At 55.3% G+C, this 19,415-nt stretch carries 17 protein-coding genes; 8 read left to right on the top strand and 9 right to left on the bottom strand.

What is annotated here, in order from left to right:
• Positions 1 to 4: 4 nt before the first annotated feature.
• The 6 genes from GOV89_RS11125 to GOV89_RS11100 form a co-directional block, all read right to left on the bottom strand.
• The gene (locus GOV89_RS11125) at positions 5 to 1,684 is read right to left on the bottom strand and encodes an ABC transporter ATP-binding protein (RefSeq protein WP_171238211.1); all 1,680 of its coding nucleotides are present in this window, start codon (positions 1,682 to 1,684) and stop codon (positions 5 to 7) included.
• A gap of 5 nt (positions 1,685 to 1,689) precedes the next feature.
• Complete coding sequence (locus GOV89_RS11120) at positions 1,690 to 2,772, bottom strand: ABC transporter permease (protein WP_171238210.1); 1,083 nt, start codon at positions 2,770 to 2,772, stop codon at positions 1,690 to 1,692.
• Positions 2,773 to 2,844: 72 nt separating this feature from the next.
• A complete protein-coding gene (locus GOV89_RS11115) occupies positions 2,845 to 4,209 on the bottom strand; it encodes a CmpA/NrtA family ABC transporter substrate-binding protein (RefSeq protein ID WP_171238209.1) in 1,365 nt (454 codons plus the stop codon).
• A gap of 272 nt (positions 4,210 to 4,481) precedes the next feature.
• Positions 4,482 to 5,651, bottom strand: coding sequence for an ABC transporter substrate-binding protein (locus tag GOV89_RS11110; RefSeq protein WP_171238208.1), 1,170 nt, complete (start codon positions 5,649 to 5,651; stop codon positions 4,482 to 4,484).
• On the bottom strand, positions 5,648 to 6,232 hold the full coding sequence (locus tag GOV89_RS11105; RefSeq protein ID WP_171177643.1) for an ANTAR domain-containing response regulator: 585 nt from the start codon (positions 6,230 to 6,232) through the stop codon (positions 5,648 to 5,650). Before GOV89_RS11105 ends, GOV89_RS11110 begins: the two co-directional genes overlap by 4 nt.
• Before the next feature lie 725 nt (positions 6,233 to 6,957).
• The gene (locus tag GOV89_RS11100) at positions 6,958 to 7,323 is read right to left on the bottom strand and encodes a helix-turn-helix domain-containing protein (protein WP_171177647.1); all 366 of its coding nucleotides are present in this window, start codon (positions 7,321 to 7,323) and stop codon (positions 6,958 to 6,960) included.
• Positions 7,324 to 7,453: 130 nt separating this feature from the next.
• Here GOV89_RS11100 and GOV89_RS11095 point away from each other — a divergent pair, with 130 nt between their 5' ends.
• The 5 genes from GOV89_RS11095 to GOV89_RS11075 all read left to right on the top strand — a co-directional run bounded on the left by GOV89_RS11095 (position 7,454) and on the right by GOV89_RS11075 (position 11,768).
• Positions 7,454 to 8,062, top strand: a complete 609-nt coding sequence (locus tag GOV89_RS11095; RefSeq protein WP_171238207.1) for an NAD(P)H-dependent oxidoreductase — start codon at positions 7,454 to 7,456, stop codon at positions 8,060 to 8,062.
• The gene (locus tag GOV89_RS11090; RefSeq protein WP_171238206.1) at positions 8,049 to 8,768 is read left to right on the top strand and encodes a glutathione S-transferase family protein; all 720 of its coding nucleotides are present in this window, start codon (positions 8,049 to 8,051) and stop codon (positions 8,766 to 8,768) included. The genes GOV89_RS11095 and GOV89_RS11090 overlap by 14 nt, the downstream gene beginning before the upstream one ends.
• A 3-nt stretch (positions 8,769 to 8,771) precedes the next feature.
• Positions 8,772 to 9,425, top strand: coding sequence for a DsbA family oxidoreductase (locus GOV89_RS11085; RefSeq protein ID WP_171236762.1), 654 nt, complete (start codon positions 8,772 to 8,774; stop codon positions 9,423 to 9,425).
• A gap of 197 nt (positions 9,426 to 9,622) precedes the next feature.
• Entirely contained in the window at positions 9,623 to 10,813 is a 1,191-nt protein-coding gene (locus tag GOV89_RS11080) for a low temperature requirement protein A (RefSeq protein WP_171177655.1), read from the top strand.
• Entirely contained in the window at positions 10,806 to 11,768 is a 963-nt protein-coding gene (locus tag GOV89_RS11075; protein ID WP_171238205.1) for an ion transporter, read from the top strand. Before GOV89_RS11080 ends, GOV89_RS11075 begins: the two co-directional genes overlap by 8 nt.
• A gap of 339 nt (positions 11,769 to 12,107) precedes the next feature.
• Here GOV89_RS11075 and GOV89_RS11070 read toward each other — a convergent pair whose 3' ends face one another.
• On the bottom strand, positions 12,108 to 14,210 hold the full coding sequence (locus GOV89_RS11070; protein ID WP_171238204.1) for an alkyl/aryl-sulfatase: 2,103 nt from the start codon (positions 14,208 to 14,210) through the stop codon (positions 12,108 to 12,110).
• A 344-nt stretch (positions 14,211 to 14,554) separates the two neighbouring features.
• On the opposite strand from GOV89_RS11070, the gene GOV89_RS11065 reads away from it, so the two are divergent.
• A complete protein-coding gene (locus tag GOV89_RS11065; protein WP_171238203.1) occupies positions 14,555 to 15,892 on the top strand; it encodes an adenylate/guanylate cyclase domain-containing protein in 1,338 nt (445 codons plus the stop codon).
• 224 nt (positions 15,893 to 16,116) lie between these two features.
• On the opposite strand, the gene GOV89_RS11060 is transcribed toward GOV89_RS11065, so the two are convergent.
• A complete protein-coding gene (locus tag GOV89_RS11060; RefSeq protein ID WP_256368548.1) occupies positions 16,117 to 16,698 on the bottom strand; it encodes a TetR/AcrR family transcriptional regulator in 582 nt (193 codons plus the stop codon).
• An 86-nt stretch (positions 16,699 to 16,784) separates the two neighbouring features.
• Here GOV89_RS11060 and GOV89_RS11055 point away from each other — a divergent pair, with 86 nt between their 5' ends.
• Positions 16,785 to 17,258 carry a cupin domain-containing protein gene (locus tag GOV89_RS11055; RefSeq protein WP_171177665.1) on the top strand — a complete coding sequence of 158 codons (474 nt, stop codon included), beginning with the start codon at positions 16,785 to 16,787 and terminating at the stop codon, positions 17,256 to 17,258.
• A gap of 259 nt (positions 17,259 to 17,517) precedes the next feature.
• Here GOV89_RS11055 and GOV89_RS11050 read toward each other — a convergent pair whose 3' ends face one another.
• The gene (locus GOV89_RS11050) at positions 17,518 to 18,159 is read right to left on the bottom strand and encodes a TetR/AcrR family transcriptional regulator (protein WP_217352154.1); all 642 of its coding nucleotides are present in this window, start codon (positions 18,157 to 18,159) and stop codon (positions 17,518 to 17,520) included.
• A gap of 87 nt (positions 18,160 to 18,246) precedes the next feature.
• On the opposite strand from GOV89_RS11050, the gene GOV89_RS11045 reads away from it, so the two are divergent.
• Positions 18,247 to 19,407 carry an efflux RND transporter periplasmic adaptor subunit gene (locus GOV89_RS11045; RefSeq protein ID WP_171238201.1) on the top strand — a complete coding sequence of 387 codons (1,161 nt, stop codon included), beginning with the start codon at positions 18,247 to 18,249 and terminating at the stop codon, positions 19,405 to 19,407.
• The last annotated feature ends 8 nt before the right edge of the window (positions 19,408 to 19,415 follow it).

The raw sequence follows: 19,415 nt of genomic DNA, 5'->3' as shown, positions 1-19,415 counted from the left end.
GATTTCACTCCGCTGCAATCGCCTTGGGGGCGGGTGTTTTGGGTTTGGCGCCATGTTCGTATTCTTCCAGAAAATCGAGGACTTCCTGCCGGTACGCGTAGTAATCTGGGTGCTCCAACAAGGCTTTACGCGTGCGTGGGCGTGGCAGGTCGACCTTGGTGATCTTGCCGATGGTCGCTTGCGGGCCGTTGGTCATCATCACCACGCGGTCGGCCAGCAGGATCGCCTCGTCCACATCATGGGTCACACAGATCGCGGTGACTTTGGTGCGGGACCAGACCTCCATCAGCACTTCCTGCAATTCCCAGCGGGTGAGGCTGTCGAGCATTCCAAAAGGTTCATCCAGCAACAGGAGTTTGGGAGATAGGGCAAAAGCGCGGGCGATGCCGACGCGCTGCTTCATCCCGTTCGACAGGTCAGAGGCGGATTTGTCCATCGCATCGGCCAATCCGACGCGTTCCAGATAGTACTCCACCACGTCCTGCCGCTCGGCCATGCTGGCCTTGGGATAGACCTTGTCGACACCGATCGCGACGTTCTCCTTGGCGGTTAGCCATGGGAACAGGTTGGGCGATTGGAACACCACAGCACGTTCGGGATCGGCCCCTTCGACGTGACGGCCGTCCAGCTTGATCGCACCTTTCGAAATGTCGTTCAGCCCAGCGGCCATGGTTAGGACCGTGGATTTGCCGCAACCCGAATGGCCGATCAGCGAGATGAACTCGCCCTTGTCGATCTTCAGGTCAAAATCCTCGACTACGGTCAGAGGACCTTTGGGCGTCGGATACACCTTGTGTAGCTGTGAAAAGTCGAGGAAGCGGCTCTCGATCATCCCCTTTTGGGCCTCGGCGACCGCCGTTGGAACTCCGTGGATCGGGGTGACATCCGGCAAGATGCGCGAGCCTTCGACCTTGGCCTCGATCCCCACATCCATCAGGTATTTAGTGACTTCAGCGCGCAGGTGTTTGAAGGTCTCATCGTTGTTCATCGCCCCACGTTCACGTGGGCGCGGGATCGACACGCGGAACTCTTGCCCCAATGTCCCATCAGGGTTCAGAGCGATGATACGGTCCGCCAGAATGATCGCCTCATCCACGTCATTGGTGATCAGCACGCAGGTCTTCTTGTCGGCTTCCCAGATATTTTCGATCTCATCGGCCAGATTGGCGCGGGTAAGGGCGTCGAGCGCCGACAGCGGTTCATCCAACAACAAAACTTCGGGGTTCATCGACAGGGCACGCGCCACGTTGACCCGCTGACGCATCCCTCCCGACAGTTCTGCGGGGCGGCGCGAAGCGGCATGGCTGAGTCCTACCATCTTGACGTAGTGCGCGACTTTATCGGCTTTCTCGGCCTTGCTGAGGCCTGGAAAGACCGTATCCACTGCCAGACCCACATTGCCGCTGACCGTCAACCACGGCATCAAAGAGTAGTTCTGGAAGATCACGCCGCGTTCGGGACCCGGCCCCTTGATCGGGGCACCTTTAAAGGTGACCTCGCCATTCGACGGCATATCCAGGCCGGCCATCAAGTTGATCAGGGTCGTCTTACCGGTGCCCGAAAACCCGAGGATCACCAGAAATTCGCCCTCTTGCACGTCCAGATTGATGCCCTTCAAAACATCTGTGCGCGCGGTGCCTACACCAAAGGATTTCGAGGTGTTTGTGAAGCTCAGAATGCTCATCGCGCTCACCGATTATTCGTGAAGGTAAACAGGGATTGCAGCGCGTACATCACCCGGTCCAGCAGGAAGCCGATAATGCCGATGGTGAAGACTGCAACCATGATCTTGGCGAGCGAGCTGGACGAACCGTTCTGGAATTCATCCCAGACGAATTTGCCCAGACCGGGGTTCTGCGCCAGCATTTCTGCGGCGATCAAGACCATCCAGCCGACACCCAGTGACAGGCGCAAACCGGTGAAGATCAAAGGCAAGGCCGAGGGCAGCACCAGCTTGGTGATCTTGGTATAAGTGTTCATTTTCAGAACTTTGGAGACGTTCACCAGGTCCTTGTCGATGGACGCTACACCCAGTGCAGTGTTGATCAAGGTGGGCCACAGCGAACACAGCGTCACGGTAATGGCCGAGATCAGGAAGGATTTGGCAAACCAGCCGTCATTGGTCACGTATACCGCCGAGACGATCATGGTCACGATCGGCAACCATGCCAGAGGTGAGACCGGTTTGAAAATCTGGATCAGCGGGTTCAGCGCCGCATTTGCGGTCGGCGACAGACCGGCGGCGATCCCAAGCGGAACGGCAACAACGGTCGCGATCAGGAACCCGAAAAACACGGTTTTGATCGAAGTCCAGATTTGCTGATAGTAGGACAGCGCACCGGTGTAAGCGACTTGCTTGACCTCATCTGCGCGGCCTGCGTCGATCAGTTTTTGATTCCGTTTCTCGACCATCGCCTCAAACTTGGCGCGTTTGACAGCCTTCGCCTGCGCGTCCTCGTTCAAGTTGATCATTTCTTCCCAGACCTGAGCCGGTCCGGGGACCGCACCCAGAGAGGTTTGCACTTTCGGGGCAAGCGTCCCCCACAGCAGCAGGAACGCGCAGATCGACAGCAGGGGGACGACCAGAAGACGCCATATCTCGGTCATCTGGGCGCGCGGGTTGTCCCCGGCGGCGGCTTTCAGAACAGGCGTGGCCCAGCTGAGGCCCAGCACTTGGAACCATTTGTCGGCCGCGTTGATGCGGGTGAAAAGGCGGGCGCGACGTTCCTCTCGGGCTGCGTCAGCGTTGAATTCGGGATCGACCGTTGTCATCTGATGTGTCCTTGCGATGGCGGGGCACTTTGGAATCCGCACCCAGCGCTGACCGGGCGCGGCGCTTCGGGCTTAGCCTTGTACGTCCGAGCCGACGATCTTCTGATCGCCTTTCAGACCGATGGACAGGCTTTCGAGATAGGCGTTGGGGGTACGACCGTCATAGGCGATGCCGTCGATGATATCCTCTGCCGGGGTCGGCGCTTTGTAACCATCGCTTTCCCAGGGAAAGTCGGCTTCATTCGCAAGGCCTTCCTCGACCAGCAGGCGCGCGGCCTCCAGATAGATTTCTGGCTTGTAGACGGACTTAGCAACCTCGTCATACCAGCTGTCTGGCTTGGCGTCGGCGATCTGACCCCAGCGGCGCATCTGGGTCAGGTACCAGACCGCGTCCGAATAGAAGGGATAGGTCGCATTGTAGCGGAAGAACACGTTGAAATCGGGAACCTCGCGTTTGTCACCTTTTTCATATTCAAAGGTGCCGGTCATCGAGTTGGCGATGACGTCGTAATCCGCGCCCACATATTCCGGGCGGCTCAGGATTTCGACCGCTTCAGGGCGGTTGGCGTTTTCGTTTTCATCCAGCCACATCGCGGCGCGGATCAAAGCCTTGGTCACGGCCAACGTGGTGTTGGGATACTCATTGGCGAACTCGGCAGTGATGCCAAACACCTTTTCAGGGTTGTTCTTCCACAGCTCATAGTCCGTGATCACCGGTACACCGATACCCTTGAAAACAGCCTGCTGGTTCCACGGTTCACCCACGCAGTAACCGTAGATCGTGCCGGCCTCCAACGTGGCAGGCATTTGCGGTGGAGGCGTCACGGACAGGAACACATCCGCGCCAATCTGACCGGTCACGTTTTCGGGGCTGTAATACCCCGGGTGCAGACCACCGGCGGCAAGCCAATAGCGCAACTCGTAATTGTGGGTCGAAACCGGGAAGACCATGCCCATGTTGAACGGCTTTCCTTCGGATTTGTATTTCTCAACCACCGGGGCCAGAGCCTCGGCGCTGATAGGGTGTTGCGGGCGGCCGTCATCCATCTTTGGGATGTTGGGCTTCATTTCTTCCCAAATCTCGTTCGAGACGGTAATGCCGTTGCCGTTCAGGTCCATCGAAAACGGTGTGATGATATGGGCTTCGGTCCCGTAGCCAATAGTGGCCGCCAGCGGTTGACCGGCCAGCATATGCGCGCCATCTAACTGGCCGTCGATCACGCCATCCAGCAGTACTTTCCAGTTGGCCTGCGCCTCAAGCGTGACGAAAAGGCCCTCGTCCAGAAAATAACCGTTCTCATAGGCCACGGCCAGCGGCGCCATATCGGTCAGTTTGATAAAGCCAAAGGTCAGTTCGTCTTTTTCCAGTTCCAATTCAGCCAATGCCGGAGATACAATCGCTGTAGACGCTGCGAGGCTCAGAAGAAGCTTTTTCATATCGATCCCTTTCGGTTTAGCCCAACCCCTTGGGCAAACAAAAAAAAACCGCCGACACACACCGCCAGGAGGAGTTGGCAGTTGGTCGAGCGGCTTTGCTCTCGTGAGGTGCCCAATACTTTGGGCGAATTCTGTCGGTGGGCGTCGTTGCCTGCCGATGTCCTGATTTAGGCATCCCTGAACCGGGCCGTCATCCGCTTTTGGGCATCAGGATGCGAATTTTCTGCGATGCGGCATGAATTCATGCTGCATTGCAAAAAAATTAGGCACTCTCAACCAGCGGGCTCGAAAATGCGACGGTCGAAAAAAACATTGGGCGGCAGAATCAGGCTTCCGTTTACCGAGGCCACCGCGGTCGACTCGGGCAGCGCACCTTCGAGCTTCTCCGACGCGCCGGGAGTTTCGACACCCAAGCCGACAAGCTCGCGTCGATACAGATCGCTGCGAAAGACTCGGGCGGCCTGACGTTCGGCAGTGCTAACATCGATCCCATTCCGTTTCGCCAGTTGATGCGCGATCCACTTGGCCTGACTGCGCCATGGGAAACTCGCGGCACCGTCAAAGAATTCAACAAAACCGTCCACCTGTCGCTGCTCACCGCTCGCCGAGATGGTGAACTCTCCCATAAGGGCGCGGTCAATCAGTTCCGGTGACACGTTGAGGTATGCCTTGCGCGACAACATTTCGGACGCGGTGGTCCGGCTGTCGGCCTTCGACAGCCAGCGCCCGGCTTTCCAAACCGCGCGCATGAGGCTACCCAGCAGGTGCGGTTCGGTCTCTGCCCAATCGTTTCGGACCGCCAGCACCTTTTCCGGTGCGCAGGTCCAAATCGCTTTACCCGGTAGCAACAGTGCACCAACATTATCGTCCGCGGCGTAAGAGCCCCACGGCTCGCCCACGCAGAACGCATCGATCTCGCCACCGGCAAGGGCCTGCGCCATCAATGGCGGCGGGACGGTGCGGATTTCGACCTGTTTCGAGGCCAACTCGGTTCCCGCAACCCAATAGCGCAACAATTCGACGTGCATGGAAAATGGAAAAGGCACACCAAAGACCAACACGTCACCGGTGGCTTTTGCCAACGCGGACCCAGCCGCAGCGGCATCTGAGAAATCGAAGCCGTAGCCTTGGTCGGTTAACCGCCCAGCCAGTCGAGTTCCAACGCCTATAACATTGCCATTCAGTGACAGGACGGACACAGCAGATAAAGGTGTCGCAATGCCACCAAGACCCAAGGCCATCGCAACAGGGACCGGTGACAGCAGATGCGCGGCATCCACATGCCCAAAGGCAAGCATATCTCGCAGAGATGACCATGACGGAGCTGGACGCATATCCAGCGAAATCCCTTCTGCATGATCAAACCCCATCTCGCGCGCAACGATCAGCGGGGCCGCGTCGACCAAGGGCATGTAGGCAACAGGCAGAGTTACGGTTCTCATGATAACAACCCCGAAGCAGTGACCAGAGCTTCTGCCACATCTGCGACCCGGCGGTTCTGGTTCATCGCGGTTTTGCGCAGCAGGGCATAGGCTTCGTCCTCTGACACGCCCTTTGCTTTCATCAACAGCCCTTTGGCACGGTCGATCACTTTTCTCTCTTCCAGCGCACGGCGGGTTTCGGCCAGTTCGGTCCGCATTTGGCGTAGGACCTGAAAGCGGGCGATAGCCGTATCGATCACAGGTTTGATGCGTTCGGCCTGCAATCCGTCGACCACATAGGCTGACACCCCAGCCTCAACAGCGGCTTTCGCCAATCCGCCCGCTGCGCCCGAGACGAACATAGCTACTGGACGTTCCAATGGACCCGACGCAACGGTCAGCTCTTCCAGCATATCGCGCGAGGGATTGTCGATATCAATGAGGACAATGTCTGGGCCATGCGTTGCGATTTTGCGTGCCAGCCCAGAGACGTTGCCGATCACAAAAACCTCTACGTCACCGGACTCTTTTAAGGCATCTACTATTGCAAAAGCACGATCTTGATTCTGCTCTACTACAACGACAGTCAGGTGTTGTTTCATAGAAACTCAAGTGAGCCCAAGACTCATTGATCGCAATTACAAGGTCATTGAATGCAGTCATCGGACTGCCGGTTCGCCCAATTTCTCAGCTCATTTTTGCGTGTAGCGGAATATTTGCTCAGTTTTCTTGCATGCTATCAAAGAAAGCTGCCGTGAACACCGCGGTGGTGCATTGGAACGACTCATTGTTTTTTCATTTGGGCCACTTGTTGGTTCTGGGGTATTCAAATGCACTTCCATAGAAGATCCAATTCGAAGGCCAGCTTTGACAGCTGGAACCATGTCATTCCGCGCGCGCAGCGACCCCCCGCTTTCCGCCCTAAACGACACATGCTGCGCTCATCACCTAAGTCGCCTTTGGACTCCAACGCTGTCATTCGCTGCACTTGGCATGGACGACCACTTTGCGGACAGATTGGAAATCGCAATGCATATCGACTGGCTTTCGCTGCCGTTTACTTGGCAAAGCAGCCATTCGCTGAGGATGCCAGAACTTGGTTCAACAAAACTCGTGGCCTGCGGGACAGCTGTTACGTCACCTGTCGGTTCAAATGGCACTGAGCGGCCCGCAGAAATTTATTCGCACTACTTTCTTGGGGAAAACAAACCCTTGGATTGCTTTTCTAAGTAACCTTGTCACTTCATCCTCAGATTGGTGAAAACCTCGTTCGGTACGCCGTCAGAAAAACTCTGACTTTCAGATCATTGAACACGGACTAAAGTCATCACTTTAAGCCGTTAGGCAATTCCTCGCTCCACTTTCGCAATTCGTCGAGAAACCCAAGTGCCGTGCGGCCAAGGTCAGTGATAGAATACTGCACGGAAACCGGCGCGGTATCCATCACGTGTCGGCTCACCAACCCCTGATCCTCTAGCTGGCGCAGCCGCTCGGCAATCATCTTTTTACTGGCCCCACCCAGCAACCGAGCAAGATCGTTGAAACGCACCGGACGATCCTTCAGGTGCCATAGGATGGACCCGGTCCATTTACCACCGATGATCCGCATGCCCCGTTCAATTGCGCATGGCTCCTGGCAGGCCTCTGTCACAATTCGGCGCCCTTTCACATCTTCGTCCACCCGCGCCCGCATCGTTATCCTTCCCCTTATTTTTTAAGGTTACTAAAAGTATACTGGTTGATTTTCCACACCTCAATACTCAAATGCTCCCGACCCCCTCCCACGTCAAGGGGTTCACACAGTGCACATATAGGATATGGACATGAGTAAAATCCTCATCGTGAACGGCACCCAGCCCTACGAATTCGCCCCCGGACAGTTGAACGCCAGCCTCGTCGAACGCGCACGCAGAACGTTGGCCGCAATGGGCCACGAAGTACGCATGACCACCGTTGCTGATGGCTATGACGCAAATTCAGAGGTCGAGGCGCATGTTTGGGCAGATACGGTCATCATGCAGTTCCCGGTAAACTGGATGGGCGTCCCATGGATCTTCAAAAAATATATGGATGAGGTCTACACAGCCGGAATGGATGGCCGCTTATGCGCTGGCGACGGTCGCACCGCCGACGCACCAAAAGCCAACTACGGCATGGGTGGATCACTGCACAGCAAGACATACATGCTGTCGGTGACATTTAATGCGCCGAAAGAAGCATTCGACAACCCCGCCGAGCCGTTCTTTGCCGGAGCAAGCGTTGACGATCTGCTGCGCCCGATGCATCTGAACGCCAAGTTCTTCGGTATGCAGGCCCTACCGACATTCGCGGCATTCGATGTTATGAAGAACCCCGAAATCGAGGCCGATTTCGCTCGATTTGACGCGCATCTGAAATCCACTTTTGTCGAGGTTGAACATGTCCCAGCCTGATATTCACCTGTATACCGCAGGCACGATGAACGGCTACAAGCCGGTCATTTTTCTGGAAGAGGCAGGTATCCCCTACGAGCTGACCCATATCAACTTTTCCAAACAGGAACAGAAGGCGCCGGATTACCTGGCGCTGAACCCAAACGGAAAGATCCCAACGATTGAGGACCGTTCGGAAGGCCGTGCCATCTTCGAATCCGGTGCGATCCTGTGGCATCTGGCCGAGAAATATGGAAAATTCCTGCCGTCGGACCCGGTCAAGCGGTCCGAGGTTGTGCAGTGGATGCTGTTTCAGGTCGGCCATGTGGGGCCGATGATGGGACAGGCGATGTATTTCCAGCATATCGCCGCGCCAAATGGCCACGAAGAGCCCTTCTCGATCCGTCGCTACGTGGACGAAAGCCGCCGATTGATGGAGGTGATGAACACACGGCTGGACGGGCGTGAATGGATTGCAGCGGACGAATACACCATCGCTGACATGATGCTGTACCCGTGGGCGCGTGCCTATGTCTGGGCCCGGGTGGATGTGTCGGACCTTCCGCATCTGAACGCCTGGTTTGACCGTATCGATGCCCGGCCCGCTGTGCAGAGAGCGCTGACCATCCCCAAGGCCAACCCACAGTTCTGGGATGCTAACGCGGATGCCAGCGCCTTTGCCAAGGAAAACGCGGGGCGTTTTTCCGGAGATGTGAAAGGAACCTGAACCGTGCCAGATGCGCCCTCTTTCCGTGTCGATGTCGTGTCAGACGTTGTTTGTCCGTGGTGTGTGATTGGCTACCACCAGCTCGCCAAGGCCGCACGCGACACCGGCGTCGAACTGGATATCCGCTGGCACCCGTTCGAGCTGAATCCTCAGATGGCAGAACGCGGAGAGAACCTGCGCGACCATCTGGCATCGAAATACGGGACCACGTTGGAAGGGTCGATCCAGGCACGAGCCCGCCTGACCGAGATGGGCGCAGCACTGGGGTTCACGTTCAATTACGCCGATGACATGCGGATATATAACACCTTCCGCGCGCATCAATTGATTGACTGGGCCGCCGAGCAAGGCAAGGGCCACGAAATGAAGCAGGCCCTTTTTTCGGCGTTCTTTACACGCCGCGAAAATGTCTCGGACATACAGGTTCTGGCCGGCGCGGCTGCTGGCATCGGGCTGAACCGCGCGGATGCGCTGGACATGTTGCAAAGCCAAGATCGGGCCAATCACGTGCGCCAGAAAGAGCAAATCTGGATCAACCAAGGTGTTCGAGGCGTGCCCGCAATGATGTTCGACCAACGCCACCTTGTGACCGGCGCGCAGGGCGTAGAAAACTACACCCGCATCCTGCTGCAACTACGAGACGACAGGGCCGCGTGACACCCGTGAATGCCGTGTCCTTCCGGCACAAAAAATCCACGATCGGACGGATGTTGCCCGGCATGCCCTCGCTGAACAACCATTGTGGGGGTTGCATGACGTAGGTCTCCGCGACAACCTTCCGTTATAGAAAAAATTCAGTCGGGGTGGCTGCATGTCGGCCACTACAGCCTTTCAACCTTGAAGAGTTCTAATTTATGGCACTGCATGACCACCCCATGTGGCGAAAGCCCCAACATCACCGGGACCTTGACCACGCACATGATCATGTCCACTGGGCCGAGCTGTTCTATGACCTGATCCATGTCGTGACGATCTTTCTGCTGGGCAATTACCTTTCGCATCATCTCGATCTGCATGGGTTTCTTGTGTTCGCCGGGGTGTTCATCACGCTCTGGTACGCGTGGGGCGAACTCAGCATATTCAACTCGATCTACGTCAGTACGGATTTTTGGCATCGCCTGATCATGTCCGTAATGATCTGTACCGTGATGTTTATGGCAGCGGCGATCCCGGCTATTGACGGAAAGGGTTGGGTTTTCTTCGCGTTAGGATTTGCCGCGAACAGGGCCATGATCGCGGCGCTGTACTATCGAGCCCGGCGGGCCAATTCTTCAGGCGAGTCGATGTCGACGGCCCAGATCCGCAATTTCTCGGTCTTTGCGGTAATCTTTGCCATCGCGGCTTTTTTGCCCACTCCGCTTGCCTATTGGGTATTCGCGGCAGCTATGGTGGCCACGCAGGCAATGTACATGATCCCCGGTGTCACCGTCCTGCGTTTTGAGCGGTTCGTTCCCCGCCTTGGCCACATGGCCGAACGGTTTGCTCTGCTGACACTGATCGTTTTGGGCGAAGGGTTCTTCAAACTGGTCGTCACCCTGTCCGAGAAAGGCATCTACAAAGTTTCGCCCGACGTGCTGGTCAATTTTGTCATCGGTGGTGTGTCGATGTTCGTCATGTGCTGGATCTATTTCGACTTTGTCGGCAATGCCAAACCAAAGGACAAAAAGGTGTCGACATTGGTCATCTGGTGGCTTGCGCATCTGATCTTGATGCTTTGCGGCGTCATGGTCGGCGTCGCTCTTGCTGCCGAGGTCAAAGTCGGATTTTGGGAACCATATCCAACCGAATATGCCGCCATTGGCTGTTTCGGTCTTGCTGGTTATATCGCAATGCTTTGGGTGCTTCAGAGCGTCACAGAACACCGTTTGGCATCGGATTTCGGCCGTTGGGATGTACGGGTGTTTGGGATTGTTCTGGCTATTGCCTGTTTCTATGTCGTCCCACATGTCCCCTCATTGGTTGGCAATCTTATTTGGGGGACCGCTTTGCTATCGCAAATCGCAATCCCCTTGACGCGCGCCTGGACGAAGTTTCGACATGAGTGAGGCTGTGACAAGTTCGGGCTTTCTAAGGCAGAAAGTGTATTGGTGGCTCGAGCGCCCGGACCGGGCGGCCACCGGTCCCTGGTTGCTTGAAATAGCTCTAATTGCCCTAATCACGCTGAACGTGGCCGCCGTTATCCTGGAAACGGTCGACTCCATATATTTCCGTTGGGGCCTGGCGCTGAACCTCTTTGAGGGTCTTTCTCTGTTTGTTTTCGTGGTCGAATACGCGGCAAGGCTGTGGGTCGCCACCGAAAATCCAAGTTACAAAACGCGCGCCGCCTGGGCCGTCTCGCCGATCGCCATCATCGATTTACTAGCGATATTACCTGCGCTGCTTTACCTGATTTTCCCGGTTGATCTGCGTCTTCTTCGGACATTTCGAATGCTTCGACTGCTCAAGCTCACGCGGTATTCGCCCGCACTCGGCATGTTGCTTGCCGTGTTCGAGGAAGAGGCCGGCGCTTTTTTTGCAGGTTTCTTCATCCTGATGGTGATGCTGATCTTTGCCGCAAGCGGCGCTTGGCTGGCAGAGCACGAGGCGCAGCCAGAAGCGTTTGGCTCCATCCCCGCGGCTATGTGGTGGGCCATGGCAACGCTGACGACCGTTGGCTATGGCGACGTGACACCTGTTACTGTGGCCGGAAAGATCTTCGGTGCTGCGATCACAGTGATTGGCATTGGAATGGCGGCATTGCCGGCAGGTATCATCGCCAGCGGGCTAAACGACCAGTTACACCGCCGACGTGCGAGCTTGGAGCTCGAATTTCGAAGAGCACTGGAAGATGGCGATATCTGCGAGGCTGATGAGAAGGAAATTGACGCCGTTCGCAAGCAATTGGGTCTGTCGCGCCGCGCTGCAGATCATATCCGAAACCGCGTGCACACCGAAGCAATATCACAGTTCGATCACTGTCCCACATGCGGTCAGCCAACGGGGCAAAATACAAAGCCCTAAACGTTCACTTGCGTTCTGCACTCGTCCGCTTTCCGGCCCCCAACAAGCTGTCTACCGTGACCGAGATTTGCTTGGAAACCCAAGCCATCTATTCGGACGTTTCGAAGGTGCGTTACACCGATTCAACACGTGAGTCGAAGAAATGCCGACAAGTTAAAGACATTTGACCCTCTTGTTAGCGGCCTTGAAACGCACGGTTACGTCGGGCTCGAAGCGGTCGTTCGGCAGAATTCAATGAATGCCTGCTAAGCGGACAAAGCTACCGTTCGAAATCTAGTCATTTCCAAAAGACAGGGAAATTGAGGCAAGGTGACATAGTCCACCTTGCCTTAAGCTGAGTTATTCAGGGATTGTCGCGCCGGGAACAGCCTCATACGCATTGGACGCCACGACTTGGGCCTCCCCAGCCGCGGTGCCGGGCAAGATCTCGAACAATGGGTCAAAGTCAACCATGGTTGAGGCAAGTTGTGAGAGAACGTTGGCATCGCCTTCAATCTTAGCAGTGCCATCTGCAATCTGCTGCTCCAGCTCTACCGCACCCATCATCGTCATTTCGAGGTCTGAGCGATTGATCACAAGCGTCAGGTCCGGATCATTCGCTTGATACCCCTCGATGTTGGTCAGGGTGGCATTTTCCAGTTCGATGATGAACTTCTCTCCATTGTCCGGTGTGACCAAGTTGATGGTGAACCGCATGCCTTCGGCTTTGCGGCTGTCCATCTTGATGCCGAGGTAGTTCAGGAACAGCTCGGTGGACATTGCGCGGATTACGTCGGGGCTGGTCGAGCTAAGCACCGGCGCATCTGAGATGCCGGAGCGTAATTCATAAGCACCCGACAAGAAGCTATTCCGCAATCCGGGATTTTCTTGTTGGTAGCCAAGCTGTTCATAGCAATCTGCCAAGAGATCACGAGCTAGCTGATTATCGTTTTCAGCCAGGAAAAGCCTGTTCAGGATTTCGACGGCCATCTTGTACTCGCCCGCACCAAAAAGTTCCTGCCCTTTGGCCGTGATCTTGTCCGATCCGCCCATCATCTCGACATAGAGCGGCGCTGAGTCTTCCGGAGACGGCGGGATAAGTGTCGCGGGATTGGCATCCCAAAACCCGAGGTACCGCTGGATTACCCCTCGGCTGTTGTGCTCGGGCGAGCCGTGATAGCCGCGGCAATGCCATTCGTTCTGCAAGCTTTTGGGCATCTCGTAGACGTTCTGGATCTGGTTGATCGTTACGCCCTGATTGGCAAAGTGCAGCACCTGATTATTGAAATGCGCGTACATATCGCGCTGCGCCCGCATGATCTCTTGAATGCGGTCGTTGCCCCAACGAGGCCAATGGTGCGATTGGAACATCACCTCTGCTTCTTCGCCAAATAGGTGCAACGCACGCGAGATGTACTTAGACCAGCGCAGCGGATCACGCACCGGCGCGCCGCGTAGGGTGTAAATGTTGTGCAATGTGCCGGTAATATTCTCGGCCATCCAGAGGGCCTTCATATCAGGAATGTACGTATTCATATTAGAAGGCGCTTCAGTGCCCGGTGTGTTTTGGAAGACCATTCGCACGCCATCGACGTCGATGTATTCGATGTCTTCTTCGATTATCTTTGTCGGCGCGATCAGCCCAAGAGCGCCCAGCGAAACGCGATGCCCTAGACCCTGACCGGCAAAGCCAAACGGGTTAATAGGAAGCTGTTGTCCATACTGGTAGGACAAGCGGCGGTTCATCGCGTTACCAGCGTAGACGTTTTCAGAAATTGTGAACTGCATGAAGTCGCGTGGCGCGATAATTTCTACCTTGCCCGCGCGTACGTCGGCTTCGTCAACTATCCCGCGGACGCCCCCCCAGTGATCTCCATGTGAATGCGAATAGATAACGGCTGTGACTGGAAGGCCATCACCGACATGTTCTTGAAAAAGGTTCCACGCTGCGCGAGCGGGCTCAGTCGTGAGAAGCGGATCGATGACAATCCATCCGTTGTCACCACGTACGAAGGAAACATCGGATAAATCCAATCCGCGCACCTGATATATACCTGGTACCACCTCATAGAGGCCATAGTTCTGATTGAGCCGTGAGACACGTTGCAAAGAAGGGTGAATGCTGGGCCAGTCCTTGTCCTCGTCGAAAAAGCGGAAGCTTGCCATGTCCCAAGCAATGTTGCCCGCATCCGCCATTATCTCGTCTTCGGGCATTGCCGCAATAAAACCACGAGCCTGCTCGTCGAAATCGCGGGTATCTGAGAACGGCAGCGCCTCCCGCGCTTCGGCGAGGATTTTCAAAGTGTGCTCGGATGGTGCTTTGCCTTTTGGATGAAAGTGCCCTTCGGCAGGTGTGGCGCTCTGAGCTTGCGCGGAACCTTCCTCTGAAAGGAACGTTGGCGCGACGGCAAAAGCGGCTCCCATCGCCGGAACGGTTTTCATGAAATCACGTCGGGTCGTCATAAGTAATCCCCTCCCAATTACTTTTGGATTGGAGAAGATTGAGGTACAAATAGTTTCGGCGCCTTGATCCATGACAATCAAATTTGAATATTAGAATGACTGCTCAGGACTCGAAGCGATCGTTCGTTGCTACTTGTTTGTATGAATGATTTGCGGACAAGTGCAGACCTTCAGTTTTCTTAACCTGATTATCACAGTTAAGGCATGACGCACGTTGCGCTCAACCAAAGAGATCATTGACCGATAGGCCATTCGAACCTCAATATGATCACGCGCTGGCCCCGCGGCGAACACCATTGAAAACATGGGCGGAGCATCGGCCAAAGAACGACTGGGAGGGGCGCATGACTGCCAATGTGGAGACCCTTTTCACCGAAAGCGACGGGCTTTCCATCGCCTATCAAGTTTGGGGCGATGGGCCACGCAATCTTGTTTTGGTCCCCGGAATGATTTCGCACCTGGAAGCGTCCATGGAAAACCCGGGCTATCTGCAGTGGATGACTGCTCTCAGCTCGGTGGGAAGATTGGTTACTTTCGACAAGCGCGGCAACGGCATGTCAGACCGCATTCAGGGGACACCAACCCTTGAAGAGCGCGTCATGGATATAGAGGCTGTGATGGATGTCACTGAAATGACCTCAGCCACGGTCATTGCTTTCTCCGAGGGGGCCTCCCTTGCCTGTGTCTATGCCGCGATGCGCCCCGAGCGCGTCGAACGTCTGGCTTTGTGTGGTGGGTACGCTCAAGGCCGTCTAACTCGCGGTTACCTGACCCCCGAAAGCCTTGAAATCGCGTTGAAACAGTTCCGTGAGAATTGGGGGAAGCTCTATAAACCTCACCCATTCTCGGCTTTCGGCCCAAGTGAGGACGATGCTGAAGCTCACGAAGCATGGGCGCATTTCCAAAGGATGAGCGCGACCCCTATTACAGTCGCCAACCTGTTCGAATTGGCGGCCCGGATCGATATCCGGGAATTGCTGCCTTCTATTTCACAACCCACTTTGGTCATACATCGCGAATTTGAAGAACCCAACGGGGCTGATTGCGCCCAAGATTTTCTGCGTTTGATGCCATCCACTAAATACAAAACCATACCCGGCCACGAGCATGTGCCATGGGAAGGCGACGTGGACAGCTATTCGGCCGCAATCGTCGAGTTTGTCACCGGCGAAGCACCGGCGACGATCCAACCCAAGCGCACCCTTGCTACCGTTCTATTCTCAGATCTGGTCGCGTCCACTTCGCAACAAGCACGCATCGGTGATGAGAGTTGGCGCAACTTGATGAACCGCCACGATGACATTTGCGCAAACCAGATCTCTCGACACGGTGGTCATCTGGTGAAATTCACTGGCGACGGCGTGCTGGCGACGTTCAGTTCTCCTACAAACGCGCTGGCCTGCGCTGGTTCTGTGAAAGAAGCATTGTCTGCAATCGACCTTAACGCACGCTTCGGCGCTCACACTGGTGAGATTGAAATTCGCGGTGAGGATATCAGCGGCCTTGGCGTGGTCATAGCAGCGCGGGTGATGGGCCAAGCCAAGGAAGGACGGGTTCTGGCATCCGATCTCACGCGGCAACTGATGCTTGGTGCGCCGTTCGAGTTTCAAGACTGCGGTGAGCACGAGTTGAAGGGCGTTCCAAATACTTGGCGACTGCACGCGGTCAGTCCTGCGAACTAGACAACGCGGAACACTGGCCTTGCCTACTGTTCTTTACCACGGGATCCGATTGTGGGCTTTGCGCTCGAAGCGGTCCTTCGCCAAGTCGCAACGGATGTCCACTTTGCGGACCTTTTTGTCATTGGCGTGTGGGGGGCCAAGGGCGGCGACCAGCCCAAAACGGAGGTTGAACAGTTGTCTATTTGCCAGCAGTTTTAGGATAAAGTCGGCATCTGAATCATGCCTCAGTTTTTTGGCAAGTACCGATCCAAAAGAGCGTCGACCAACCCTTTCTGAAGTTGGTAACCAGTAGCTTCGTCCACACGTAAAATGTCTTCAAGAATGACAAGTTGTTCCATGCCCGTCGTCATGGACAATCGCTTTGCTAGGTCGTCAATTTCCTTCGGCTCCATCAATGGGTGAACTGGCGCAAGTGCTTCCGAAAAAGCCGCTAATCTTCTGGCCCCACGCATTTTGACCGTTCCATCCTCAAGAGATGCCTTGAGTGATTCCGCCAGAAACTGCCGGAAGTGCGCCTCATTAACCCGAGAAAATTCCAGATAGTAGCGCGCGACCACATGTACACGGCTCCTAACGTTATTCAGCCCCTCGAGAAGTTCTGACGTTGGAGTAACTTCAAGATCGAGCGTCGCATCCAAAGCCAAGACACTTGGGTCAGAAAAGTAGCGATAGACCGTCGCACGACTGGTTTTGGCGCGTTCAGCGACTTTTGCTAGCGTGACCTCCTTGCCTTCCGACATCAGGTCACGTGCAGCCGAAAGAAGTACTTCTCGCGTTCGGTTGATTTGATTTGTACGAGGCGCCAATTCCAAACCCTTTATAATACACTTGTCTCATAAGTGGATATGTGTATCATAAGGGCAGTTTGTTTCAAGTAAAGGGAGTCGCAATAATGACTGAATCTCGCCCGCGAATTTATCATCTACTTGGGAACCTTTTGACCTTTCATGCCTTTCCCAGTGAGACTGGAGATCGTTGCACAATTGTTGAGATAAAGACGGCACCGGGTGCCGGTGCACCGCCCAATCATCATGCTGGTGAAGATGAGAGTTTCTATGTGCTCGATGGTGAATTCGAGTTCTTTTTGAATGGTGAGACAGTCAACGTCAAATGTGGTGACTTCGTTAAGGTTCCGGACGGCGCAGTGCACGCCTTTACATGCACCGGAGAGCGGCCTGGCCGGTTACTTTGTATAAATGCCCCCGGCGCGATGCATGACACTTTCTTTACTGAAGCCGGTGAAGCAATGCCTGACGGCACGACCGATATTCCGGCGCCAGATGCACCACCAGACATTCCGGCGATCATGTCCGTGGCAGGTCGAGTGGGAATGACGATCCTGGCGCCTGCGGACGTTCCTAGCTAACTAGTCTGCTTAAAGTGCGCCAGCCTACGAACCGGAGGCTTTGAACTAAAGATTCTACGGTACACCATATCTGCTACTACTAGCTCAATACGAAGGCGACATTCACGAATAGACTTTGCATTTCGGATAGCGGACATTCGCTGCGCTTCCGGAGAGTGTTATTTGCCTGAACCAAAGCAGTCGAATAGGTGTAGGCGATCTAATGCTTGGGTTTGTCCGCCACCAAAGGTGGGTCGTGTTTGTTTTGTCCCGAGAACGATCATCTGAGCATTCTTTCCGAAACGTCCTCGAGAAGAGTACGCAAATCGAACTCTCCTCCTTTGTCCGCAAGTCCTTTGTCATGCAGAATGAACGACAGCCCGTGCACGAAACTCCATAGCAAAAAACCGCGGCGGCGAACTTCGTCTGTGATTCCCGGTTCGCCGAGACACTTTGCAACCTCAGCTAGCAGAATCGCAAAGCTTTGCTGGCCGCCTTCCTTCAGCCGGGGATCCGCGATGCGGTCTGTGAAGCCGCCAAATTTCAGCCTGAAGATCCCGGGCTCATTTAAAGCGAAGGCTATATACTCCATCCCGATGGCGGTAATGCGGTCGGGGGATCCTTCAGGAACGCCTTCCAGTGCGGCAAGCATTTTGTCTCGGTGCCGATCCATTCCCTCAAGGACAGTGGCGACCAGCATTTCTGTCTTGTCTTTGAAGTGCTTGTACGGTGCCGCAGTCGAGACGCCCGCGCGTCTGCACGCCTCAGATACGGAAAAACTGTCAGGTCCTTTCTCTTCAACCAACTGTCGGGTTGCTTCGATCAGCGCAGCACGGAGATCGCCGTGATGGTAAGCCTTCTTGCTCATTGAATGACCGGTCGCCTGGATGGTTGTTGAGTGATTTTTTTCGGTGCTGCTCATGATCCAACATGTGCCAGATCACGTACCCCTTGTCAAAGTGAGAACTTCTAACATATGTTAGAGACGCTAACTTGATGAGGTTCCCAAATGCCGAATCCTGCAAATTCATCTACTAAAGCGATCAAACCGAACCTATTTTCGCTTTTGCTGCGCGGCACTACGCGTCTCGGCATGACCGTCAGCTTCATAGCCGTCGCAGCGGCCGCAGTTTACTTCGGCGCGTCCGAGCTCACTCGCAGGGCAGATGCTGTTCCCTCACCGGAAGCGGCCGCAGTGACCCCGGTTTCCGCAACGCTGATCACGTCGGAGAGCGCTTACACGGTCGGACGTGTATTCATCGGACAAGTCGAACCTCAACGTTCAGCGGATATCTCTTTCGAATTGAATGGCACGCTTGACCAAATCCTGGTGGATGAGGGAGACGAGGTCGCTAAGGGCCAGCTTCTCGCAACATTGGACGTCGCTCTGTTGGAGGTCGAACGCGACCGTCTCACAGCGTCACGTGATGCCATTGCAGCCCAGCTTGCATTTGCCAAGAAAACGGTCGAGCGAAACGCTAAACTCATCGAGCAAGGCTTTACCAGTCAAGCCCGCCTAGATGAGGCAGTTTCCCAACAAGATGAATTGCTTTCCAGAATTGGCGAACTGGATGCGGCCTTGCGTGATGTAACCGTTCGGATCGAGAAATCCAGTATAGAGGCTCCGTTTGCCGGTCAGATAACCGCTCGAAACGTGGACGGTGGAGAAACTCTGCGCTCAGGCGAGCTGGTTCTGGGTATGGTCGAGGTCGAGTCGCCGCAGGTTCGGATCGGTGTTCCTCTCGATGTTGATCCGGTTCTGCTGACTTATGTTGAGATCGAAGTAGCAGGTCAAAGATATAGGGCTGAGCTTACAACTTTGCGGCCTGATATTGACCCGGTGACCCGAACCCGAACCGCGCTGTTCGACCTTAAGAAAGCGCCGGACGTTGCTTTCGGACAAACCGCACGTGTGCATGTACTCGAACCTGTCCAAAGTGCGGGAACCTGGGTGTCCACAACTTCACTTAAGGAAGGAACACGCGGGCAATGGACCCTGCTCGTTGCCGACGCGCAAAAGACTGTGCGGCTAGCGGCGGTCGAAGTGCTGCATGCCGAAGACGACCGTGTCTTTGTGCGTGGAGTGTTTCCGGAAGGCACAGTCTTGATCGATCAGGGGCCGCAGCGAGTCAGCGTTGGTCAGCGCGTCGCCTTCGACACTGGCGAGTAACGGAGCGA

The organism is Ruegeria sp. HKCCA5763 (assembly GCF_013034545.1).
In the GTDB taxonomy this organism is placed as follows: Bacteria; Pseudomonadota; Alphaproteobacteria; order Rhodobacterales; family Rhodobacteraceae; genus Ruegeria.
The sequence above is the reverse complement of the archived record's forward strand: the minus strand, read 5'-3'. Positions and strand labels throughout refer to the sequence as shown.

Bases quoted from the DNA above. Each gene is read 5' to 3' on its own strand.
- GOV89_RS11120 (WP_171238210.1), bottom strand. From the start codon at position 2,772: ATGACAACGGTCGATCCCGAATTCAACGCTGACGCAGCCCGAGAGGAA.
- GOV89_RS11100 (WP_171177647.1), bottom strand. From the start codon at position 7,323: ATGCGGGCGCGGGTGGACGAAGATGTGAAAGGGCGCCGAATTGTGACA.
- GOV89_RS11090 (WP_171238206.1), top strand. From the start codon at position 8,049: ATGTCCCAGCCTGATATTCACCTGTATACCGCAGGCACGATGAACGGC.
- GOV89_RS11045 (WP_171238201.1), top strand. From the start codon at position 18,247: ATGCCGAATCCTGCAAATTCATCTACTAAAGCGATCAAACCGAACCTA.
- GOV89_RS11080 (WP_171177655.1), top strand. From the start codon at position 9,623: ATGGCACTGCATGACCACCCCATGTGGCGAAAGCCCCAACATCACCGG.
- GOV89_RS11105 (WP_171177643.1), bottom strand. From the start codon at position 6,232: ATGAAACAACACCTGACTGTCGTTGTAGTAGAGCAGAATCAAGATCGT.
- GOV89_RS11110 (WP_171238208.1), bottom strand. From the start codon at position 5,651: ATGAGAACCGTAACTCTGCCTGTTGCCTACATGCCCTTGGTCGACGCG.
- GOV89_RS11050 (WP_217352154.1), bottom strand. From the start codon at position 18,159: ATGAGCAGCACCGAAAAAAATCACTCAACAACCATCCAGGCGACCGGT.
- GOV89_RS11055 (WP_171177665.1), top strand. From the start codon at position 16,785: ATGACTGAATCTCGCCCGCGAATTTATCATCTACTTGGGAACCTTTTG.
- GOV89_RS11125 (WP_171238211.1), bottom strand. From the start codon at position 1,684: ATGAGCATTCTGAGCTTCACAAACACCTCGAAATCCTTTGGTGTAGGC.
- GOV89_RS11070 (WP_171238204.1), bottom strand. From the start codon at position 14,210: ATGACGACCCGACGTGATTTCATGAAAACCGTTCCGGCGATGGGAGCC.
- GOV89_RS11065 (WP_171238203.1), top strand. From the start codon at position 14,555: ATGACTGCCAATGTGGAGACCCTTTTCACCGAAAGCGACGGGCTTTCC.
- GOV89_RS11075 (WP_171238205.1), top strand. From the start codon at position 10,806: ATGAGTGAGGCTGTGACAAGTTCGGGCTTTCTAAGGCAGAAAGTGTAT.
- GOV89_RS11115 (WP_171238209.1), bottom strand. From the start codon at position 4,209: ATGAAAAAGCTTCTTCTGAGCCTCGCAGCGTCTACAGCGATTGTATCT.
- GOV89_RS11095 (WP_171238207.1), top strand. From the start codon at position 7,454: ATGAGTAAAATCCTCATCGTGAACGGCACCCAGCCCTACGAATTCGCC.